At 32.0% G+C, this 18,272-nt stretch carries 16 protein-coding genes; 8 read left to right on the top strand and 8 right to left on the bottom strand.

Annotated features, from left to right (window positions below; translation table 11 throughout):
- Positions 1-19: 19 nt before the first annotated feature.
- The 3 genes from RHP49_01570 to RHP49_01560 form a co-directional block, all read right to left on the bottom strand.
- A complete protein-coding gene (locus tag RHP49_01570) occupies positions 20-1,348 on the bottom strand; it encodes a DUF3237 family protein (protein ID WNH12954.1) in 1,329 nt (442 codons plus the stop codon).
- A gap of 76 nt (positions 1,349-1,424) precedes the next feature.
- Complete coding sequence (locus tag RHP49_01565) at positions 1,425-1,997, bottom strand: IS3 family transposase (protein WNH14362.1); 573 nt, start codon at positions 1,995-1,997, stop codon at positions 1,425-1,427.
- A 10-nt stretch (positions 1,998-2,007) separates the two neighbouring features.
- On the bottom strand, positions 2,008-2,844 hold the full coding sequence (locus RHP49_01560) for a sialate O-acetylesterase (protein ID WNH12953.1): 837 nt from the start codon (positions 2,842-2,844) through the stop codon (positions 2,008-2,010).
- 402 nt (positions 2,845-3,246) lie between these two features.
- Between RHP49_01560 and RHP49_01555 the strand changes: the two genes are divergently transcribed.
- Positions 3,247-4,212 carry an IS110 family transposase gene (locus tag RHP49_01555; protein WNH12952.1) on the top strand — a complete coding sequence of 322 codons (966 nt, stop codon included), beginning with the start codon at positions 3,247-3,249 and terminating at the stop codon, positions 4,210-4,212.
- On the opposite strand, the gene RHP49_01550 is transcribed toward RHP49_01555, so the two are convergent.
- Positions 4,209-5,072 carry a phage integrase N-terminal SAM-like domain-containing protein gene (locus tag RHP49_01550; GenBank protein WNH12951.1) on the bottom strand — a complete coding sequence of 288 codons (864 nt, stop codon included), beginning with the start codon at positions 5,070-5,072 and terminating at the stop codon, positions 4,209-4,211. The two genes, RHP49_01555 and RHP49_01550, sit on opposite strands and share 4 nt — an antisense overlap.
- 260 nt (positions 5,073-5,332) lie before the next feature.
- Between RHP49_01550 and RHP49_01545 the strand changes: the two genes are divergently transcribed.
- The 6 genes from RHP49_01545 (at position 5,333) to RHP49_01520 (ending at position 12,700) form a co-directional block, all read left to right on the top strand.
- Positions 5,333-5,542 carry a hypothetical protein gene (locus RHP49_01545; GenBank protein ID WNH12950.1) on the top strand — a complete coding sequence of 70 codons (210 nt, stop codon included), beginning with the start codon at positions 5,333-5,335 and terminating at the stop codon, positions 5,540-5,542.
- A 587-nt stretch (positions 5,543-6,129) separates the two neighbouring features.
- Positions 6,130-7,440: a TolC family protein gene (locus tag RHP49_01540; protein WNH12949.1), complete on the top strand. Its 1,311-nt coding sequence runs from the start codon at positions 6,130-6,132 to the stop codon at positions 7,438-7,440.
- Positions 7,441-7,536: 96 nt separating this feature from the next.
- Positions 7,537-8,616, top strand: a complete 1,080-nt coding sequence (locus RHP49_01535) for an efflux RND transporter periplasmic adaptor subunit (GenBank protein WNH12948.1) — start codon at positions 7,537-7,539, stop codon at positions 8,614-8,616.
- Between the two features lie 181 nt (positions 8,617-8,797).
- Positions 8,798-11,992 carry an efflux RND transporter permease subunit gene (locus RHP49_01530; protein ID WNH12947.1) on the top strand — a complete coding sequence of 1,065 codons (3,195 nt, stop codon included), beginning with the start codon at positions 8,798-8,800 and terminating at the stop codon, positions 11,990-11,992.
- Positions 11,993-12,182: 190 nt separating this feature from the next.
- Positions 12,183-12,488: a hypothetical protein gene (locus RHP49_01525; protein WNH12946.1), complete on the top strand. Its 306-nt coding sequence runs from the start codon at positions 12,183-12,185 to the stop codon at positions 12,486-12,488.
- A gap of 23 nt (positions 12,489-12,511) precedes the next feature.
- Positions 12,512-12,700, top strand: coding sequence for a DUF2892 domain-containing protein (locus tag RHP49_01520; GenBank protein ID WNH12945.1), 189 nt, complete (start codon positions 12,512-12,514; stop codon positions 12,698-12,700).
- Between the two features lie 15 nt (positions 12,701-12,715).
- On the opposite strand, the gene RHP49_01515 is transcribed toward RHP49_01520, so the two are convergent.
- The 3 genes from RHP49_01515 to RHP49_01505 form a co-directional block, all read right to left on the bottom strand.
- Positions 12,716-12,868: an SsrA-binding protein gene (locus RHP49_01515; GenBank protein WNH12944.1), complete on the bottom strand. Its 153-nt coding sequence runs from the start codon at positions 12,866-12,868 to the stop codon at positions 12,716-12,718.
- Between the two features lie 510 nt (positions 12,869-13,378).
- The gene (locus RHP49_01510) at positions 13,379-15,334 is read right to left on the bottom strand and encodes a M56 family metallopeptidase (protein ID WNH12943.1); all 1,956 of its coding nucleotides are present in this window, start codon (positions 15,332-15,334) and stop codon (positions 13,379-13,381) included.
- A gap of 2 nt (positions 15,335-15,336) precedes the next feature.
- On the bottom strand, positions 15,337-15,696 hold the full coding sequence (locus RHP49_01505) for a BlaI/MecI/CopY family transcriptional regulator (GenBank protein ID WNH12942.1): 360 nt from the start codon (positions 15,694-15,696) through the stop codon (positions 15,337-15,339).
- Between the two features lie 192 nt (positions 15,697-15,888).
- Here RHP49_01505 and RHP49_01500 point away from each other — a divergent pair, with 192 nt between their 5' ends.
- Positions 15,889-16,839 carry a calcium/sodium antiporter gene (locus RHP49_01500; GenBank protein WNH12941.1) on the top strand — a complete coding sequence of 317 codons (951 nt, stop codon included), beginning with the start codon at positions 15,889-15,891 and terminating at the stop codon, positions 16,837-16,839.
- 405 nt (positions 16,840-17,244) lie between these two features.
- Here RHP49_01500 and RHP49_01495 read toward each other — a convergent pair whose 3' ends face one another.
- Positions 17,245-18,267, bottom strand: a complete 1,023-nt coding sequence (locus tag RHP49_01495; GenBank protein ID WNH12940.1) for a glutamine synthetase beta-grasp domain-containing protein — start codon at positions 18,265-18,267, stop codon at positions 17,245-17,247.
- Positions 18,268-18,272: the final 5 nt, after the last annotated feature.

Genomic DNA, 18,272 nt, shown 5'->3' with positions numbered 1-18,272 from the left:
AATTGACTGTTCTGCCCATTTACTGCACTTTCCACACTTGTATGGATATGTACCCGTCTTTGCCTTCCGGTTTACAAACATAGATAGCATTATTGAGCCAGGCATATTTTGAATCTATGGGGGCTTCAAATTTTGGAGCGGCTCTGAAATAGAACGCTTCAGAACTTTCCTCTGAGGGTTCATGTATCAATCCCGTGTTACGTACATGAATCAATACTCCGTCATCTGTCTTGATGTTGTAAATGGCATTCAATTCCGTGCGATTAAGGTCTTGGTTTCGATATTGATAATCAGCACCTCCGTTTAATACCACGCCTTTCATCTTAGGACCACTAAAGATACCTCCGGTAATCGGAATGATGATCTTGTCTCCATGAGGTGTAGCTCCTAATGACATAGGCTCGTCAATGGTCACTTGCAATTCGCAAACAAATTCTAATGCAGGCGGAGTAAACTCCAAAGAGGTCATATTTCCAGTTTCAGTCTCAAAACCCTTTGCTTTCATGGTCCACCCTGGATAATCCGACAAATTATTATTTAAGAAAACATGAAAATTGTCTTTGTTTTTAAACTGCCAATCCAGCCAATCGATCGTCATTTGAGCAAAAGAGCCTCCATACTCTTCCGAGAAAGTTGCCCCGTGACCAGCGGTAGTATGGTCAGCAAATACGACGGGCACATGACTGATTCGATCGTAATCTAAAACGGCGTTTTCGTAAGCAATGTCAGTCTTACCTCCTATCATATAGATAATTGGGGCGTGTAACATAGGCAATGATTCTGAACTCGCACCAGCCATGGTCATGTTACCCATACCAGCATTCAAAATCAAATAGGTTTTAATCCGTGGATCGTAAGCAATTCGCAGGGTTTGTGCCCCGCCACACGAATGTCCACCTGCTGCTATTTTGTCCAGATCTACCTTGTCGTAATAGTCACTGCCTTGGGTTCTGGCCTGTTTCGCTATCCAGTCCAGCGCTTTCAGCAGTTCATCATCAGGAGTGGACTCGTGTACCCGCTCTTCCACAGTCATTTGCAAAGTTCCAATAGCAACTATGATGTAGCCATGAGAGGCTATCTCTGATAATAAGCGCTCTTGATGGATCGACGAATTCATACATCCGCCATTCGCCCATACGAGTATGGGCAATTTGCCTTGTTGCTTAGCCGCCTTCTGTATATTTTTAGGTCTATAGACCACAAAATCAGGAAGTGACTGTTCTGTCACGGCAATGGACGGATAATTGCCACTGCCACCTTGGTCTATAAGTTTCGTCTTGATTACCTGTGCGTAACCAACTCTCAGTGTAAAAACGAACAGTAAAATAGTTAAATAATTTTTTTTCATCGATATTCATATTAAAGGCGTTGCTTATTATTTAAAATGTCTTGTCCTGAAATATGGCTACAGGTTAAAATTGAATTTAGGCTGATAATTTATATACCATATTCGGTGTTTTAAAATCTAAAGATAAGTGTAATCTTATTTCGTTGTATAAATTAATCGCATTTTTTGTGGCTCTTTTCGCGTGATCTATATTTGTAAAGGTTTGGTCGAGATAAAATTCATCTTTAAGAATCCCGTTAACCCTTTCTGCTAGGGTATTTTCATAATATTGGTTTTCTTCAGTCATACTGATATCTATCTTATTTCTTTTCAGGATTTGTGTATATACATTGCTACAATATTGGATACCTCTGTCAGAATGGTGTATGAGTCCTTTGAAGCTTTTAGCTTGATATATAGCCTTGTTAAGAGCTCTCACGCATCCGTTTAGTTCCAGACTATCACTAAGGTCATACCCCACAATTTTCCTTGAATACATATCTGTTATCAAAGCTAGGTAACAAAATCCTTTTACGGTTCTTATATAAGTAATGTCAGACACCCAAACCTGATTAGATTTAGAAACCTCTACATCTTTTATAATGTTTTTGTACTTATAAAAACGATGCAGTGAGTTTGTTGTTCTGGAACTATATTTCTTTCTAAGTATTATGGACTGGCTATTTTAGTATTTTAATAAATTCATTAGCAAATCTTTGCCCCATAATTCTTTGTCCTTCTGAATCAAAGTGTACTTTATCACCTCTTTCTTTTAAGTCATATGTATAAATATTCGTTGCGTTAGAATCAGTTAGAGCGTACGCTTTAATTTGTTCATTAATATTTAACCATAAATCATTATTATTTGAATAACTGCCTAGTTCTCCTATTAGAACAGGTAATTTTTCATTTCTAATAATTTTTCTGAATTCATTAATTAATTTAGAGAGTCTGTTATTATAGTATGATATATTCTCTGGTTTGGCATCACTTTCTCCTTGATGCCAAAGGATTCCTTTTATTTGTCCGTAATTCATTCCAATTTTAGCTTTTTCTTTGAAATTTGTTAAGAGTTTGACATCTCTATGAATTGAATCACCTAACCATTGGGAAATTGAACTTCCACCAACTGCAGTTGGAATTAATAAAACTGAAATACTGTCGGGGATTTGCTTTATTAAAGATTTTCCAAATGAAAGTCCACAATCTAAGCCAGTCATTTTTATTGATGTTTCATAAAAATGAAGTGGTTCTTTAGCAATGATTAAATCCCCATTCTTATTAATGGTATATATTTTTTCGTTTGGAACAGTGTCTTGTGGCTCAACAAGTCCACGGCCAGCCATATTTGATTGGCCTGCAAGTATAAAAACCCATAAATTCTCAGGATTTGGAACTTTTACTGCTTTAAGTTCAGCTTTTGGGAAAAACTCAGTCCTTTTATCATTTTCTTTCCTAATACAAGCTGACATTACTGAAACTAGTAGTAATAGAATTAAAATCTTTTTTTTCGTCATATTACTTCTGTTGTTTTTGTGTATAATGTTTAAAATTATGTAGCCTTTATTCAGGACGGGTCATAATTAATGCCAACGTTGATGTGTATGATTAGTGGCGTGTTTAAGCATCTAATTTAGCAAATATAAACGGAATAGAAAATCCGCGAGGATTTTCGTAAGTAAGCGAGAACTAGCCATTAATTATACACGGCTTAAGTTTGTTATTCATTAAATTAGATAACTAATAGAATGAACAAAAGAGAGAAATAAGATTAGTATATACGGTGAAGCCTAGACTTCGACAACATTGATAACCCTCTCTCTTTTACTACTAAGATTTCGTTCAGTTCTGTGAGACCTTAGATCTCGATTTCAAGTTGTTGAAACGTCAGTAGCTCGTTCTTTCCAAATACAGTTCTTATGAATAAATATAGTGAAATTTATGGATTAGACATTAGTAAAGATGTCTTTGATGTTTATGGTTCCCAAACAGGTCACACCCAGTTTAAAAATGATGAGAGAGGATTTAAAAGCTTTTTAAATTATGTGTCAAAAGGCGCATTAGTAGTCATGGAAGCAACAGGCTATTATCATTACCGTTTAGCTCAGTTTTTATTCAAGTCAGGAGTTCGTGTATCTGTTGTGAATCCGCTGTCAGTAAAACGCTTTATCCAGATGAAGTTGGCCAAAGTAAAGACAGATAAGAGTGATGCTAAAGCTATTTGTGAGTATGGACAAATGAATGATGTTCCTCTTTACACAGCTTTAAATGAAGTCCAGAGCGAATGCTTGCAGCTCTTTAGATTACTAGATAGTTACATAAAACAGAGTACGGCATCAAAGAATAAACTTCATGGGGAAGAAACTTTAGGAATACCTTCAAAGTTTGTATATCGTTCATTAAAGCGTCATGTAAAGCATTTAAAAAAGGAGATTGCCGCGATCGAGGAACGCCTATTAGCTTTAGTGAAACAAGACCAACAATATCAATTAACATTATTAAACAGTATCCCAGGTATGGGAGTAAAGACTGCCTTGTTTTTAATAGTAGTAACTGATGGCTTTAAGAAGTTTGAGACAGCATCGCAGCTATGCAGTTATGATGGGATTACTCCAACTATAAGATTATCCGGTAGTAGCGTAAGAGGTCGAAGTAGAATAAGCAAGGTTGGTAACAAGAAGCTGAGAAATCTACTGTTTCTATGCGCTTTTTCAGCCTGTAAGCATAACAAGGCTTGTAGAGAAATTTATGAAAGATTAGTTAATAAAGGAAAAAGCAAAAAATTAGCATTAATTGCTGTAGCAAATAAGTTATTAAAGCAGGCATTTGCTATTGCAAAATCTGGAAGACCTTATGATGAAAACTTTGTTTCTAAATTAGCCTAATATTGCTTGTTTTTTAACTCAGTTCTTCTTAAATCGTTTAATGTGTTTTTAGACAATAATGTATAACGATCCTTATTCCCTTTTCCATCCTTTATATGGATTAGCATTCTGGAGCTATCAATATCGGTTAATTTTAAGTTTAGAAGTTCACTTCGCCTTAAACCAGCTGAATATAATAGACTTACAATGCATCGATGCTTTATGTTATTAGTGTGCTCGATAATTTTTTTTACATTTTCTTTCGATAAAACTATAGGCAATTTTTTCTCTTTTCTAGGACGTTCTATATTATAAAACCTATTAGGCATTCTAAGTACTATTTCATAGTAAAATTTAATGCTATTTACAGCCTGATTAATGTAGGCGTTCGAACGATTATTTTGTACAAGCCATTGAAGATAATAACGTATATCATTTTCATTTAGGTTATCTATTATTTTGTCATGATAATAATTAATAAAATCCTCAAAACAGGAAACATAAGATTTTACAGTACTATTCGCATATTTTTTTAATTCAAGTTTTTGAAGATAAGATTCTGGACAGAGTTTAAAGTTACTATGTTTTAATCTTTTTCTATACCAAGAAATATCAAATGTTTCTGATAGTTCTTTAGATCTTGAATGCTGAAAAAAGTATTTAGAATTTATCCAAGCAACACCTCTAAAAAGATTATATATGTTATCTAAATTTTGCTTGTTATTTGGTATATAATACATATTGAATTCTTCATTCCAAGCGACACCTTTAAGTTCTTTTATGAGTGCATTTAATATTTTGTTGGCATAAAAATGTAATCCAATACATTTTTTATTGTCAATAAGTAAGTGTTTTATGGTGATGCTCTTATTTAATTGCATAAATTTTTAAGGCAAAATACTAGATATAAATGAATTATCCGTATCTTATACGAATAGGATGCGTATAGAATACGACTAATTTGAGAATTATGAGAATTTATAAAGAATGTCAGTATTGTAGTAAAGAATTAGAGGGTAGAATTGATAAGAAATTTTGTGACCCTCAATGTAAAAGTACCTATCAATACCAAAAGGCATAGCAACAGCCTGAACGATTTTATAATAAGGTAGACAATCAGTTGAAATTAAACCGAAGATTATTGAAAAATTTCAATAAAGCTGGTAAAGCTACAATTAGAACAAACCAACTTAATTCAGAAGGATTTAACCCTAACTATTTTACTCATTACTGGAAAAACACCAAAGGAGATGTTTATTTGTTTGTCTATGAATATGGGTTTTTAAAAAGAACCGAAAATAATATGGATAAGTACATTTTAATCCAGTGGCAAAATTATATGGAAAAATAGATGTTGTTTGATATAACTCGTTCTGAATTTTGATTAAAATTTATCAATTCGAGCGAATGTCACGATTGCAAATGAGTGACATTAGTATCGAAAATCACTCGAACAGACATCAGATAATATTTGCCTTAAATAAAAGCATTATAATAGTAGATGTTTTTTATTAAATCTTAATGTAATATAATTATGATTTTGGTATTTCACAGATAGCCAAAGTGATAAATATCATTTTGGAACTTTAATTTTTAAACTAATTTCACAAAATCAAATCATGAAAAATGTCTAAAATTGTCATTTTAGAAGCTAATATCTTTGGTTATGTTGTAGCATCTCATCTACACATAAAATTATATAAAGAGTATAAAGTTATCATGGAGGAACTCGAAAAGTTAACTGATGTATTGATTTGTCAGTTTTTTGGTTGGTGTTAGTAAAAGGCGTTTATAATTAATTATAAACGCCTTTTTTTATAACTAGAGTTTAATGAAAACCTCATTTTAAAAGTGAAAGCTATTAATATTATTATTTGTAACCTTTGTTACTGCCGTTTACTTATTGCTAACATATTTTTGCATCATAAATAAAAATTAATGAAAAAGATAATTAACCTATTTGCTACCATATTCTTGTTAGGCTCTTTTTCAATTGAAGCCCAAAATTTGGTATCAATTGCTAAAGCCGAAGTCTTATCTAAAGTTTCAGATAATAATACTACTATTAAAATTTCAGAACAAGAGTTTAAAAAAGCGCGAGCAGATTATAGGCAAACCAATGCTGTATTTTTACCCAATATAACAGCTAGTCATACAGGAATAGCAACAACAAACCCGTTAATGGCTTTTGGTTCTAAATTAAATCAAGAGATTTTAACGCAAAACGATTTTAATCCTGCCTTGCTTAATAATCCTTCACAAATTGAAAATTACGCTACAAAAATAGAAATACAGCAACCCTTAATTAATCTGGATGGCTTTTATCAACGTAAAGCAGCTAAATCTAAAATGGATGCCTTGTCTTTAAAAACCCAAAGAACAACAGATTATTTAGTGTTTGAGGTTGATAAGGCTTACATGCAATTGCAATTAGCATATAAAGCAGTCGATGTTTTAGAGAAAGCATTAGAGGCTGCAAATGCAAATAAAAAATTAGCAGATAATAGTTTTAAGCAGGGGTATTTACAACGTGCCGATGTGTTGAATGTTGAGGTACGAGTAACTGAAGTTCAAAACCAATTACAAACAGCGAAAAGCAATGTAAAAAATGCGTCAAATTATTTGTCTTTTTTAATGAATGATGAAAGCTATGTTATTTATAAACCAATAGACAGTTTATCAGTTTCAGGTTTTAAGCTAGAAGATAAAATGGTTTCAGAAAATCGTTCAGATATAAAAGCCATGCAATTAGCTTCAAAGGCTTATGAAGCGATGAATAAGTCTGATAAAATGGCTTTTTTACCAACATTAAATGCTTTTGGAAATTATCAATTATTTAGCGATCAGGTTTTTAAAGGTGACGCTAATGGTTATTTATTCGGGGCCCAATTAAGCTGGAATATTTTTCAAGGTTCTAAACGTTTCGGTAAAGCTCAAAAAAGTAAAGCCGAATTTGAAAAATCAAAGTTAGAATACAAGCAATATGTTTCGAAAAGTAATTTAGAACTTAATAAAGCAAAGCGCATGCTAATTGATGCTGAAAATAAGTTGCATTTAACAACTTTGGCTTTACAACAATCGGAAGAAGCTTTAAGAATAAGAACGAATAGATTTAAAGAGGGTTTAGAAAAAACATCTGATTTATTATTGGTTGAAACACAATACGCTCAAAAACAATTAGAATATTATCAAACTATTTTTGAATACAATTATGCGCAAGCGTATTTGCAATTTTTAACTAAAGAATAAAAAGAGTTTACTGTAATCGGTCAAAAACTGATATTATAATGTCACACTGAGCGCAGTCGAAGTGCAACAATAACTTAAAATATTAAATTAATAAAAATGAAAAAATACATATATCTATTGACTCTAGCTACAGCATCTTTATTTATTACCAGTTGTGGTAGCGATGATAAAAAAGCAGTTGCAGCTAATTCGTCTGCAATAAAAGTGACCATTAATCAGGTTGAATCTAATGGTAGTAGTCCGTTTTTGTCTGTAAGTGGAAAAATTCAAGCAAAAAACAGTGCCGATTTAAGCACCAGAATGATGGGAGCTGTTAATAAAGTACATGTAAATGTTGGAGACAAAGTACGTGAAGGACAATTGTTGATTTCTATTAATAGTGCCGATTTACAAGCCAAACAAGCACAAGTAACTGCAGGTATTATAGAAGCTAAAGCTGCTTTTAATAATGCAGAAAAAGATTATAATCGTTTTAAAAATTTGTTTGCAGATAACAGCGCCTCTCAAAAAGAGCTAGATGATATAACGGTTAATTATGAAATGGCAAAAGCACGTTTAGAAGCAGCCAACCAAATGAAAAACGAAGTTAATGCACAGTTTGCATATAGTAACATTAAAGCACCGTTTAGTGGTGTTGTTACAAGTAAAAATATAGAAGCTGGCGATATGGCTAACCCAGGCATGCCATTAATAAGTGTAGAATCTCCAGGAGATTTTGAAGTGATGGCTATGGTGCCAGAAACTGAAATTTCAGAAATTAAAAAAGGAACTACTGTTGATGTATTGGTGAAATCTATTAGTGAAACTTTAAAAGGAACCGTAAGCGAAGTCAGTACTTCTGCAAAACATACTGGCGGACAATATTTGGTGAAAATAGATTTAGAAAAAACCGATGTTCATATTTTATCGGGGATGTTTGCTAGTGTACAGTTTCCTGTGGAAAGAAAAACGACTTCTGGAATGGTTTTAATACCTGCAGATGCTATTATAACAAAAGGACAGTTGTCTGGTGTTTATACAGTAAGTCAGAGTAATACAGCATTATTACGTTGGTTACGTTTAGGCAGAATGGTTGGAGAGCAGGTAGAAGTGTTATCTGGTTTAAGTTCTGGTGAAACTTATATAGTTTCTTCTGAAGGAAAACTATTTAATGGGGTGAAAATAAGTACTCAGTAAGCAGTTGCAGTTATCGGTGTCTTACAAGATTTTAAAAACCTTGTAGGTATTAATAAAGTAAAATAATAGTAAAGAATTACCGCGTTAAGGATAGAAGTGGAAATCCTTTTTTTGCTGCCATATATGGCAAAAAAAGATTGTAGCGGATAGCCTGTTAAAACGCCCTAAAATATTTATATAAATGAAAGAAGGTTTAGCTGGAAAAATTGCCAAGGTCTTTATAAGTTCTAAACTTACAGTGCTTTTAATGATCGTTTTTATGGTTATTGGGGTATATAGTTCGTTTTTAATTCCGCGAGAAGAAGAACCACAAATTGATGTGCCTATTGCCGATATTTTTGTAGGCTATCCAGGAGCAAGCCCTACTGAAGTAGAATCGCGTGTTATTAAACCCTTAGAACAATTAATTTCAAACATAAAAGGAGTTGAGTATGTGTATTCAACATCTATGAAGGAGCAAGGAATGGTTATTGTTCAGTTTTATGTTGGTGAAGATATTGAGCGTTCGTTTGTGAAATTATACAACGAAATTAATAAGCATATGGATGAAATGCCAAAGGGCGTAACATTTCCGTTGGTAAAAACACGTGCTATTGATGATGTGCCTATGTTGGGGTTGACCTTATGGAGTGAGAATTACGACGATTTCCAATTAGGGCAAATGGCGCAGGAGCTAGAAAATGAGATTAAGAAGGTAAATGATGTCGCCATTACACATAAAATAGGTGGTAGAAACCGACAATTACGTGTGGTTTTAGATAAAGATAAATTAGCTGCTAGCGGATTAGATTTTTTGATGGTTTCTGAAATGATAAATGCTAATAATGCGCAATTAAATTCGGGAAGTTTTGATAAAAATGACACAGAGTTTTTAGTAAATACAGGGAAGTTTTTAGAATCTGTTACAGATATTGAAAATTTAGTGGTTGGCGTACAACAAAATCAACCTATATATTTAAAACAAATTGCCACAATTATTGATGGACCAGAAATACCACAAAATTATGTGAGTTTAGGCTTTGGGCAAGCGAGTAGTAAAGGTGGAGAATATCAATCTGAATATCCTGCAGTTACTATATCTGTTGCCAAAAGAAAAGGTGCTGATGCTATGAAAATATCAGATGTAATTATTGATAAGGTAGCCCATTTACGTAAAAATCTAATTCCTGACGATGTGCATGTAGAAATCACCAGAAATTATGGTGAAACGGCATCACATAAAGTATCCGAATTATTGTTACACCTTATAGGTTCTATTATTGCGGTAACTTTTGTGGTTATGTTAGCAATGGGTTGGCGTGGTGGATTGGTTGTATTTTTGTCGGTGCCAATTACCTTTGCTTTAACCTTGTTGAGTTATTATATGCTAGATTATACGCTTAACAGAATTACGCTTTTTGCATTGGTTTTTGTAACTGGTATTGTGGTTGATGATTCAATTATTATTGCCGAAAACATGCATAGGCATTTTAAAATGAAACGTTTGCCATTTAAACAAGCGGCATTATATGCTATTAATGAAGTTGGTAATCCAACTATTTTAGCAACATTTACAGTAATAGCCTCTGTATTGCCTATGGCTTTTGTATCGGGTTTAATGGGACCTTATATGGCGCCAATGCCTATTGGAGCTTCTATTGCTATGATTTTGTCGTTGTTTGTAGCTTTAACTATAACGCCTTATTTAGGTTATATTTTCTTAAGAGAAAAAGATAAAAAAGGCGCAAAAGAGAAATCAGAAAAACCTTTAGAGGAGACTTATATTTATAAAATATATAACAAATTTGAACGCCCTTTAATAGAAAATAAAACAAAAAGATGGTTATTTTTAGGATTAACTTTTGCCTTGTTAATGGGGTCTATGGCGTTGTTTTTTACTAAATCGGTTGCTGTAAAAATGTTGCCATTTGATAATAAAAATGAATTTCAAGTGGTCATAGATATGCCAGAAGGCACAACTCTAGAACGTACAGCAGTTGTTGCTCAGGAAATTGCACAATATTTATCTACACGACCAGAAGTGGTGAATTATCAGAATTATATTGGTACATCGGCACCTATAACGTTTAATGGTTTGGTGCGTCATTACGATTTACGTGGTGGTAGTAATATGGCAGATATTCAAGTAAATTTAATTGATAAAGGAGCACGTAGTGCCCAAAGTCATGATATTGCGAGATTATTTCGTCCAGAAATTCAAAAAATTGCATCAAAATATCATGCGAATGTAAAATTGGTAGAAGTGCCACCAGGACCACCAGTTTTGTCAACCATAGTAGCTGAGGTTTATGGACCAGATTATAACAAGCAAATAGACATAGCTAATAGTATTAAAAATATTTTAAAAAACACAGATGATGTTGTAGATATTGATTGGATGGTTGAAGATGATCAAATTGAGTATCAGTTTGATATTAATAAAGAAAAAGCGATGCTTTATGGTGTAGCGCCACAACAGATTGCATATACTATGAATATGGCAATGTCTAACAGAACCATTACGAATTTGTATGATGAAGATGCTTCAAATCAAGTGGGGTTAATATTGGCTTTAGATGAGAAAGAGAAATCTACTATAAATGATATTTCGCAATTAAAAGTGAAATCGAAGCAAGGTAACATGATGCCTATTGCCGATTTAGTTGATATTAAACAAGTGGTTAGTGCAAAAAGTATTTATAGAAAGAACCAAAAACGTGTGGTTTATGTCATGGCAGATATGGCTGGAGAACTAGAAAGTCCTGCTTACGCTATTTTAGGAATGGAAGAAAAATTGAAAGAAATAAACCTTCCAGAAGGCTATAAATTAAATGAAATATATTTAGGTCAGCCAGACTACGAAGATGATTATACCGTAAAATGGGATGGCGAATGGCAAATTACTTTAGAAGTGTTTAGAGATTTAGGAATCGCCTTTTTAGGCGCTATTATCTTAATTTATATTTTAATTGTAGGCTGGTTTCAAAATTTTAAAGCACCTGTGGTTATGATGGTTGCTATACCATTATCATTAATTGGAATTATTTTAGGTCATTGGCTTATGGGTGCTTTTTTTACAGCAACTTCATTTATCGGAATGATTGCATTAGCAGGTATTATGGTACGTAATTCGGTATTGTTAATCGATTTTATTAATCTGCGTTTGGCAGATGGTATTCCATTAAAACAAGCTGCTATTGAAGCAGGTGCAGTGCGTACAACGCCTATTTTGCTAACCGCAGGAACCGTTGTTATTGGAGCTTTTGTTATTTTATTTGATCCTATTTTTCAAGGTTTAGCCATTTCGTTAATGGGAGGTACAATCGTTTCTACGGTGTTAACTTTATTGGTGGTACCATTGGTGTATTATATGATTGAGAAGAAGAATTATAAATAATAATTATAAACACATGAAACTTCCATAACGAGAGTTCGATACCCAAGAGAATTACTATTATGAAAGCTACATGTGACCAATAAAAAAAATAATAAAGACACATGAAACTTCCATAACGAGAGTTCGATACCCAAGAGAATTACTATTATGGAAGCTACATGTGACCAATAAAAATAAATAATAAAGACACATGAAATTAGTAATGGTTACAGCGGTACAAGAGTTTCAGAAAGATGTTTTGAAGCTTTTTAAAAAAGCAAATATTGAAAGTTTTAGTAGTTCAGATATTGATGGTTATAATAGTGTATCATCCGTATTAATGACATCTAATTGGTTTTCATCTTTAAAAGGAGGTACCGAATCAAGTTTGTTTTTCTCTTTTACAGATGAAGAAAATATTGATTCTTTATTTGATTTAATTAAAGTTTTTAATGAAAATTTAGAAACCAACAATCCAGTAAGAGCCATTGTGCTACCTATAGAAAAATATATATAAAATAATTGAATAATAAAAAACAGATGAAAAATAGAATTGTAAGAGGTATTGCGGGAACATTTATTTTAATAAGTCTACTATTAGCAATTTATGTAAACATAAATTGGCTTTGGTTTACAGCATTTGTTGGAGCCAACTTATTACAGTCGTCCATTACAAAATGGTGTTTGATGGATACGATACTAGAAAAAGTATTTAAAGTGAAAAATTAGTTGCTTTACAAAAAATTAATCTAAAGCATTTTTAGTAACAAACCACCTCCAGCCAATAATAGCCATTTGTAGTTTGGTCGCTTTTGTTATGTCTAATTTTTTTTTAGAGTAACTAGGTAGTAGTATTTTGTTAACTTTTGCTAAATACTTGAAAACTTGTTTTTTCATGTGTTTATAATCCTTGTTAGAAAACAAAAATAGTAAAACTTATTCTAGACTAAGTTCTACCATTTGTATAGGGATTAAATAATCGATAAAATAAGGATTATTATACCGACTACAAGTTTGGCAAGTGTTATCATAATTTTTGGTTTAAAAGGTTAATATTAGACTCCGTTAATTGATTGTATTTTCAATATATATAATTAGGAATCTTCCTTCCAAGCATTTTTAATGAAATCGATGCATTTGAATACGAAAGTGTAAGTAAAAAAATCAAATTGGTTTCGGTATTTGAGTGACTCGCTTTGTAAATGTTTTTATTTGAAACTGTTTGTTGTGTTTGTTGTTTCATATTTAAATAATTCAAGGGGTTTTTTAGGGGTGATTTCGAAAACCAAGGGGGCTTTTGTTTAAAAAAGTACTGTTTTTTGTGTTTTTATCTTTTTTAAAATGAGTTCATAAAAAAAGACACTCAGGAATGAGTGTCTTAAAATTATATTTTATGTGGTGTTGAATTTACTTTTTAGTAGTAATTTCTATAACCCCGTTTTTTCCTTTTCTACCATATTTTTCTGTAGCTTTTTTGTCTTTTAATACGTTAATATATTCTATATTGCTTTCGTCAATTTCTTCTAGTTTTTTGTTAGGAGTTATTTTACCATCAACAATAATTAAAGGTGCTTTGTCCTTTGTTGAAGATGTAGCTCTTACTCTTATGTTGTGATTACCGTTGATAGAATCAGATGGTTTGCCATATCCAGTTACTGTTACTTTATTAAATGGTTTCCCTTCTATAAATTTCGTTTTCCATTTATCACTTTTAGTAGTGATTTCTACAACCCCATTTTTTCCTTTGTCACCGTATTTTTCTGTAGCTTTTTCATCTTTAAAGACATCAATAGATTCAATATCGTCAGGATGAATATTTTCTAAATCTTTAGCAGAACTTTCTTTTCCATCAATAATATACAAGGCATTGCTTTTAAGTTTTAAAGTTGCGAGTTTTGAGTTCTCACTTTTCATATCAATCATAATTACTCCATTTTTACCTTTTTCACCGTAAACTTTAGTGGCTGATTCATTTTTCAATACAGTAATAGAGTTTATATTCAATTCATTAATTTTTACAAATTCTTTTTTAGTAATTTCTTTTCCGTTAAGAATGAATATAGGGTCTTTTTTAAAATCATTAGCTAATTTTTCTAATGTATTTGGTTTGTCATTAACGTATAATGTGTCTGCTGAAAGAAAAACAGTATTATTGCGTTCTTCAGATACTTTCCACGGAGATGTTTTCTTTGTTTCTTCCTTTCTTTTTTCTTCTATCATTTTTTTTACTCCTTTTTTGTCACCAGAGATAAAAATTCCTCCATTATGAAATGTTCCAAAATAAACTAGTTCGAAAAGTGGCATGCTAGTATAGTTACCTGTTCCTTTATTTTTTATTTCAAATTTTAAATCGATAATTTCTCTTTTAGAATTTCTTTTATGTGTATATGTAAATTCTCCACCATTATTAATTATGGCTGATTTAATTTGTTTCAATTCAGTGTCCGTTGTGTTTTTTTTAATAATGTATGTGTTTGCTATTTTTTCTTCTTGATTTTTTTGAGCTATTTCTTTTTTAACATAAACTTCCTCGGTATTAAAACTCATTAAAAACACTGCTAACAGAGGAATAACTAGTGCATATTTTAATTGATTTATTTTCTTTGATTTTGGTTTGTGTAACATAACGATTCGTTTTTTGATTAATGAATTATAAAAATTATTGGTTAAAGCCAATTGATGAGTTGGCATACTTGTTTTTAGTAAGGTGTATTGGTAGCTTTTTTTACAGTCGGTTTTTTGTTGAACTTTTTGATCGGCTATAAATTCTAAGTTTTGTTTTAAATCTTTATTGTAGAGCCATATAAAAGGATTAAACCAAAGTACAATACAAGCGAGTTGTGTTACTATATTATCTATAGAATGATATTGTTTAACATGTACAATTTCATGTGCTAAAATTTGCTTTAATTCTTCTTTGTTAAATAGAGTAGGGTTAAAAACAATCCATTTAAAGTAAGAGAAAGGCAAAATGTTATTAGTAGTTGTTATAATTGTAAAATGATTCTGCTTATCACGTTTATTTTTTATAATAACACGAGACAAGGATACTAATTGCATTATAAAACGAATAGAAAATACAATAACACCAAATAGATATATAAAAGGAATGAGGTCTATAAAATTAAAAGGTTCTTCAACGTTTTCTGTTATTGTAGAAGTATCAATAGTTAAATTAGATAGGTCTATTGGTGTGTATTCTATATAAATAGGAATAACGACAAAGGGAATAGTAAATGCAGTAATTAATCCTATTAATAGAAACACTCTATTAAATTGGAAAAATGTATCACGTTGTAGAAACAGTTTGTAGCACAGATAAAAAATAGCAATAACGGCACTAGCTTTTAAAAGATATTCCATAACTATTTATTTTTTTCAATTAAAGCAATAATGTCCTTAAGGTCTTCAACGCTAATTTTTTCTTCCTTGGCAAAAAACGATACCATGTTTTTATAAGAATTATTAAAATAGTTGTTAATGGCGACATTCATAAAGCCTTTTCTGTACTCTTCTTTAGTTACAATAGGGAAGTACTGGTGGGTTTTCCCGTAAGCGTTATAACTAACATACCCTTTCTCTTCTAAATTTCTTATAATGGTAGATAAGGTGTTGTAATGTGGTTTGTCTTCTTTTATTTCTGCTAGAACATCTTTTACAAAAGCTTTTTCAAGCTTCCATAAAATGTGCATAATCTCTTCTTCTTTGTTTGTTAGTTTTTCCATTGAATATTATTTTTTCATTTCCGAGTGAGAGGGAGTCTTTATGATTAATCTTTCTTAAGTAAACGTATAACTATTTTTGCAGTTATACAACTAAAATAATAGTTATTTAACTATATTTTAAGTTATGAAAAAAACTTTTTGCTTTTCGCTTTTCACTTTTCACTTTCATTTATCTTCGCAAAAAATATTTTTATGAGTATTGTTTGGGTTGTTCTAGGTTTTATTTTATTAGTAGTAGGAGGAGAGTATTTAGTGCGTTCGTCTGTTGCATTATCATTTAAGTTTAATATCTCAAAAATGGTTATTGGTATGACGGTAGTGTCTTTTGCTACCTCTGCACCAGAACTATTAGTAAGTTTGCAAGCCGCTTTATCAGGTTCGCCAGCTATTGCAATCAATAATGTTGTAGGCTCTAACATAGCTAACATAGGGTTAGTTTTGGGTATTACGGCTATGGTTGGTGCTATTGCTGTTGATAAATCATTTTATAAACTTAATTGGCCAGTGATGATGCTGTTTTCAATTGCGCTTTATTTTTTCCTTAAAAATGATAATGTACTTTCAGCTATTGAAGGTGGTGTTTTGTTTATTGGTCTTATTTTATTTTTAATAGTCTTAATACGAAATGCCAGAAAAGATACAGTAGTTGAAGAGGTTGACGATTCTTTAGCAGTGGTTTCTAATTTTAAAATAGGTCTTTGGTTATTAATAGGTGCAGCTGCATTGTATTTTGGGAGTGAATGGCTGGTAAAAGGGGCTAAAGATATTGCGGTTTCAATAGGTGTTAGTGAAGCTGTAATAGGGGTTTCTTTAATCGCGATAGGCACAAGTGTACCAGAATTAGCAGCATCTGTTATTGCGGCGGCTAAACAAGAAAAAGCGATTTCATTGGGTAATTTAATAGGTTCTAATATTTTTAATATTGGTTCTGTTTTAGGTTTAACATCTATAATAAAACCTATACCTGTTACAGAATCTCAAATATTATCTAGTGATATATTTTGGATGCTTGGTTTTGCATTTGTTTTGTTACCAATGATTTTTATTCCTAAAAAATTACAGATTAACAAAGTTAAAGGATTCTTTTTAGTATTTGCTTATGGGGCGTTTATGTTTTTGGTGTTTACGCAAGGTAAGTTTTAGTCTAAGATATTGAAATATATAAATGAAGGGTTTGCGTAACGTGAATCCTTTTTTTTATGGAATCTATTTTAGCAGGTAACCTGAATTGTATTGCTAATTAGCAGATTGTTATGTGGTTATGTTTTTAATTATATGACTTTTTCCTGGTATAGATAATGACAAACATTTACGTTATGAGGTCTATGTGTTTGCTGATACTTGCGGGAGCGATAGTAGTGGTTAGCTTTTGTAAAACTTCCATTTAAGGTTTTACAAAACTAGTAGCGGATAGCGCGTTTTTTATATTTCTTAAAAACCCGCCCAAAAAAACAAAATATAACTAAAGTGAAATTTGAGCAAATAAAAAAGGGTCTACAAAAATGTAAACCCTTTTTTATTATGAACAAATCTGTTAATCTAAAATTATTAAATCTTAGCAGATTTAACAGTTTTAACAATTACCGCAGCAATTTTGTATGGATCTGCATTTGAAGCAGGACGTCTATCTTCTAACCATCCTTTATATCCTTTTTCTACAGCGATTAATGGAATACGTATTGAAGCTCCTCTATCTGAAACTCCCCAAGAGAAATCTGTAATAGCAGCTGTTTCGTGTAAACCAGTTAAGCGTTGGTCGTTAAACTCTCCGTAAACAGCGATGTGCTCATCTACAACTGGACGGAAAGCTTCACATATAGTAGCGTAAACTTCTTTGTCTCCACAAGTTCTTAATGTTGTGTTAGAGAAGTTGGCGTGCATACCAGAACCATTCCAATCCATATCTTTTCCAAGAGGTTTTGGATGGTACTCAATATAGTAACCATATTTTTCAGTTAATCTGTCTAATAAATACCTAGCAATCCATAATTCATCACCAGCTAATTTTGCGCCTTTAGCAAATAATTGGAATTCCCATTGTCCACAAGCAACTTCTTGGTTAATCCCTTCAAAGTTTAAACCTGCTTCAATACATAAATCAGCATGCTCTTCTACTAAATCTCTACCGTGAGTGTTTTTTCCACCAACAGAACAGTAGTACATACCTTGAGGTGCAGGATATCCGCCAACAGGGAATCCTAATGGTTGTTCTGTTTTAGTATCCATAATAAAATACTCTTGTTCAAAACCAAACCAGAAATCATCATCTTCATCATCAATAGTAGCTCTACCGTTAGAAACGTGTGGAGTTCCATCAGCGTTCATAACTTCAGTCATTACTAAATACCCGTTAATACGATCTGGATCTGGGTAAATAGCCACAGGAACTAATAAACAATCTGAAGATCCACCTTCAGCTTGTCTAGTTGAAGATCCGTCAAAAGACCAATTTCCTATTTCTTCTAAAGTGCCTTTGAAGTCTTCATGCTCTTCTACTTTGGTTTTGCTTCTCAAGTTTTGAGTTGGGAAATAACCATCCAACCAAAGGTATTCTAATTTAATTTTTGCCATAATAA

The organism is Flavobacteriaceae bacterium HL-DH10 (genome assembly GCA_031826515.1).
GTDB lineage: Bacteria > Bacteroidota > Bacteroidia > Flavobacteriales > Flavobacteriaceae > Thalassobellus > Thalassobellus suaedae.
Note: the sequence above shows the minus strand (reverse complement) of the source record. Positions and strands in the feature narration are given on the sequence as shown.

What these genes read in the sequence shown, in the direction of transcription:
- RHP49_01570 (WNH12954.1), bottom strand. Translation starts at nt 1,348, where the DNA reads ATGAAAAAAAATTATTTAACTATTTTACTGTTCGTTTTTACACTGAGA.
- RHP49_01560 (WNH12953.1), bottom strand. Translation starts at nt 2,844, where the DNA reads ATGACGAAAAAAAAGATTTTAATTCTATTACTACTAGTTTCAGTAATG.
- RHP49_01555 (WNH12952.1), top strand. Translation starts at nt 3,247, where the DNA reads ATGAATAAATATAGTGAAATTTATGGATTAGACATTAGTAAAGATGTC.
- RHP49_01550 (WNH12951.1), bottom strand. Translation starts at nt 5,072, where the DNA reads ATGCAATTAAATAAGAGCATCACCATAAAACACTTACTTATTGACAAT.
- RHP49_01540 (WNH12949.1), top strand. Translation starts at nt 6,130, where the DNA reads ATGAAAAAGATAATTAACCTATTTGCTACCATATTCTTGTTAGGCTCT.
- RHP49_01535 (WNH12948.1), top strand. Translation starts at nt 7,537, where the DNA reads ATGAAAAAATACATATATCTATTGACTCTAGCTACAGCATCTTTATTT.
- RHP49_01530 (WNH12947.1), top strand. Translation starts at nt 8,798, where the DNA reads ATGAAAGAAGGTTTAGCTGGAAAAATTGCCAAGGTCTTTATAAGTTCT.
- RHP49_01525 (WNH12946.1), top strand. Translation starts at nt 12,183, where the DNA reads ATGAAATTAGTAATGGTTACAGCGGTACAAGAGTTTCAGAAAGATGTT.
- RHP49_01520 (WNH12945.1), top strand. Translation starts at nt 12,512, where the DNA reads ATGAAAAATAGAATTGTAAGAGGTATTGCGGGAACATTTATTTTAATA.
- RHP49_01515 (WNH12944.1), bottom strand. Translation starts at nt 12,868, where the DNA reads ATGAAAAAACAAGTTTTCAAGTATTTAGCAAAAGTTAACAAAATACTA.
- RHP49_01510 (WNH12943.1), bottom strand. Translation starts at nt 15,334, where the DNA reads ATGGAATATCTTTTAAAAGCTAGTGCCGTTATTGCTATTTTTTATCTG.
- RHP49_01505 (WNH12942.1), bottom strand. Translation starts at nt 15,696, where the DNA reads ATGGAAAAACTAACAAACAAAGAAGAAGAGATTATGCACATTTTATGG.
- RHP49_01500 (WNH12941.1), top strand. Translation starts at nt 15,889, where the DNA reads ATGAGTATTGTTTGGGTTGTTCTAGGTTTTATTTTATTAGTAGTAGGA.
- RHP49_01495 (WNH12940.1), bottom strand. Translation starts at nt 18,267, where the DNA reads ATGGCAAAAATTAAATTAGAATACCTTTGGTTGGATGGTTATTTCCCA.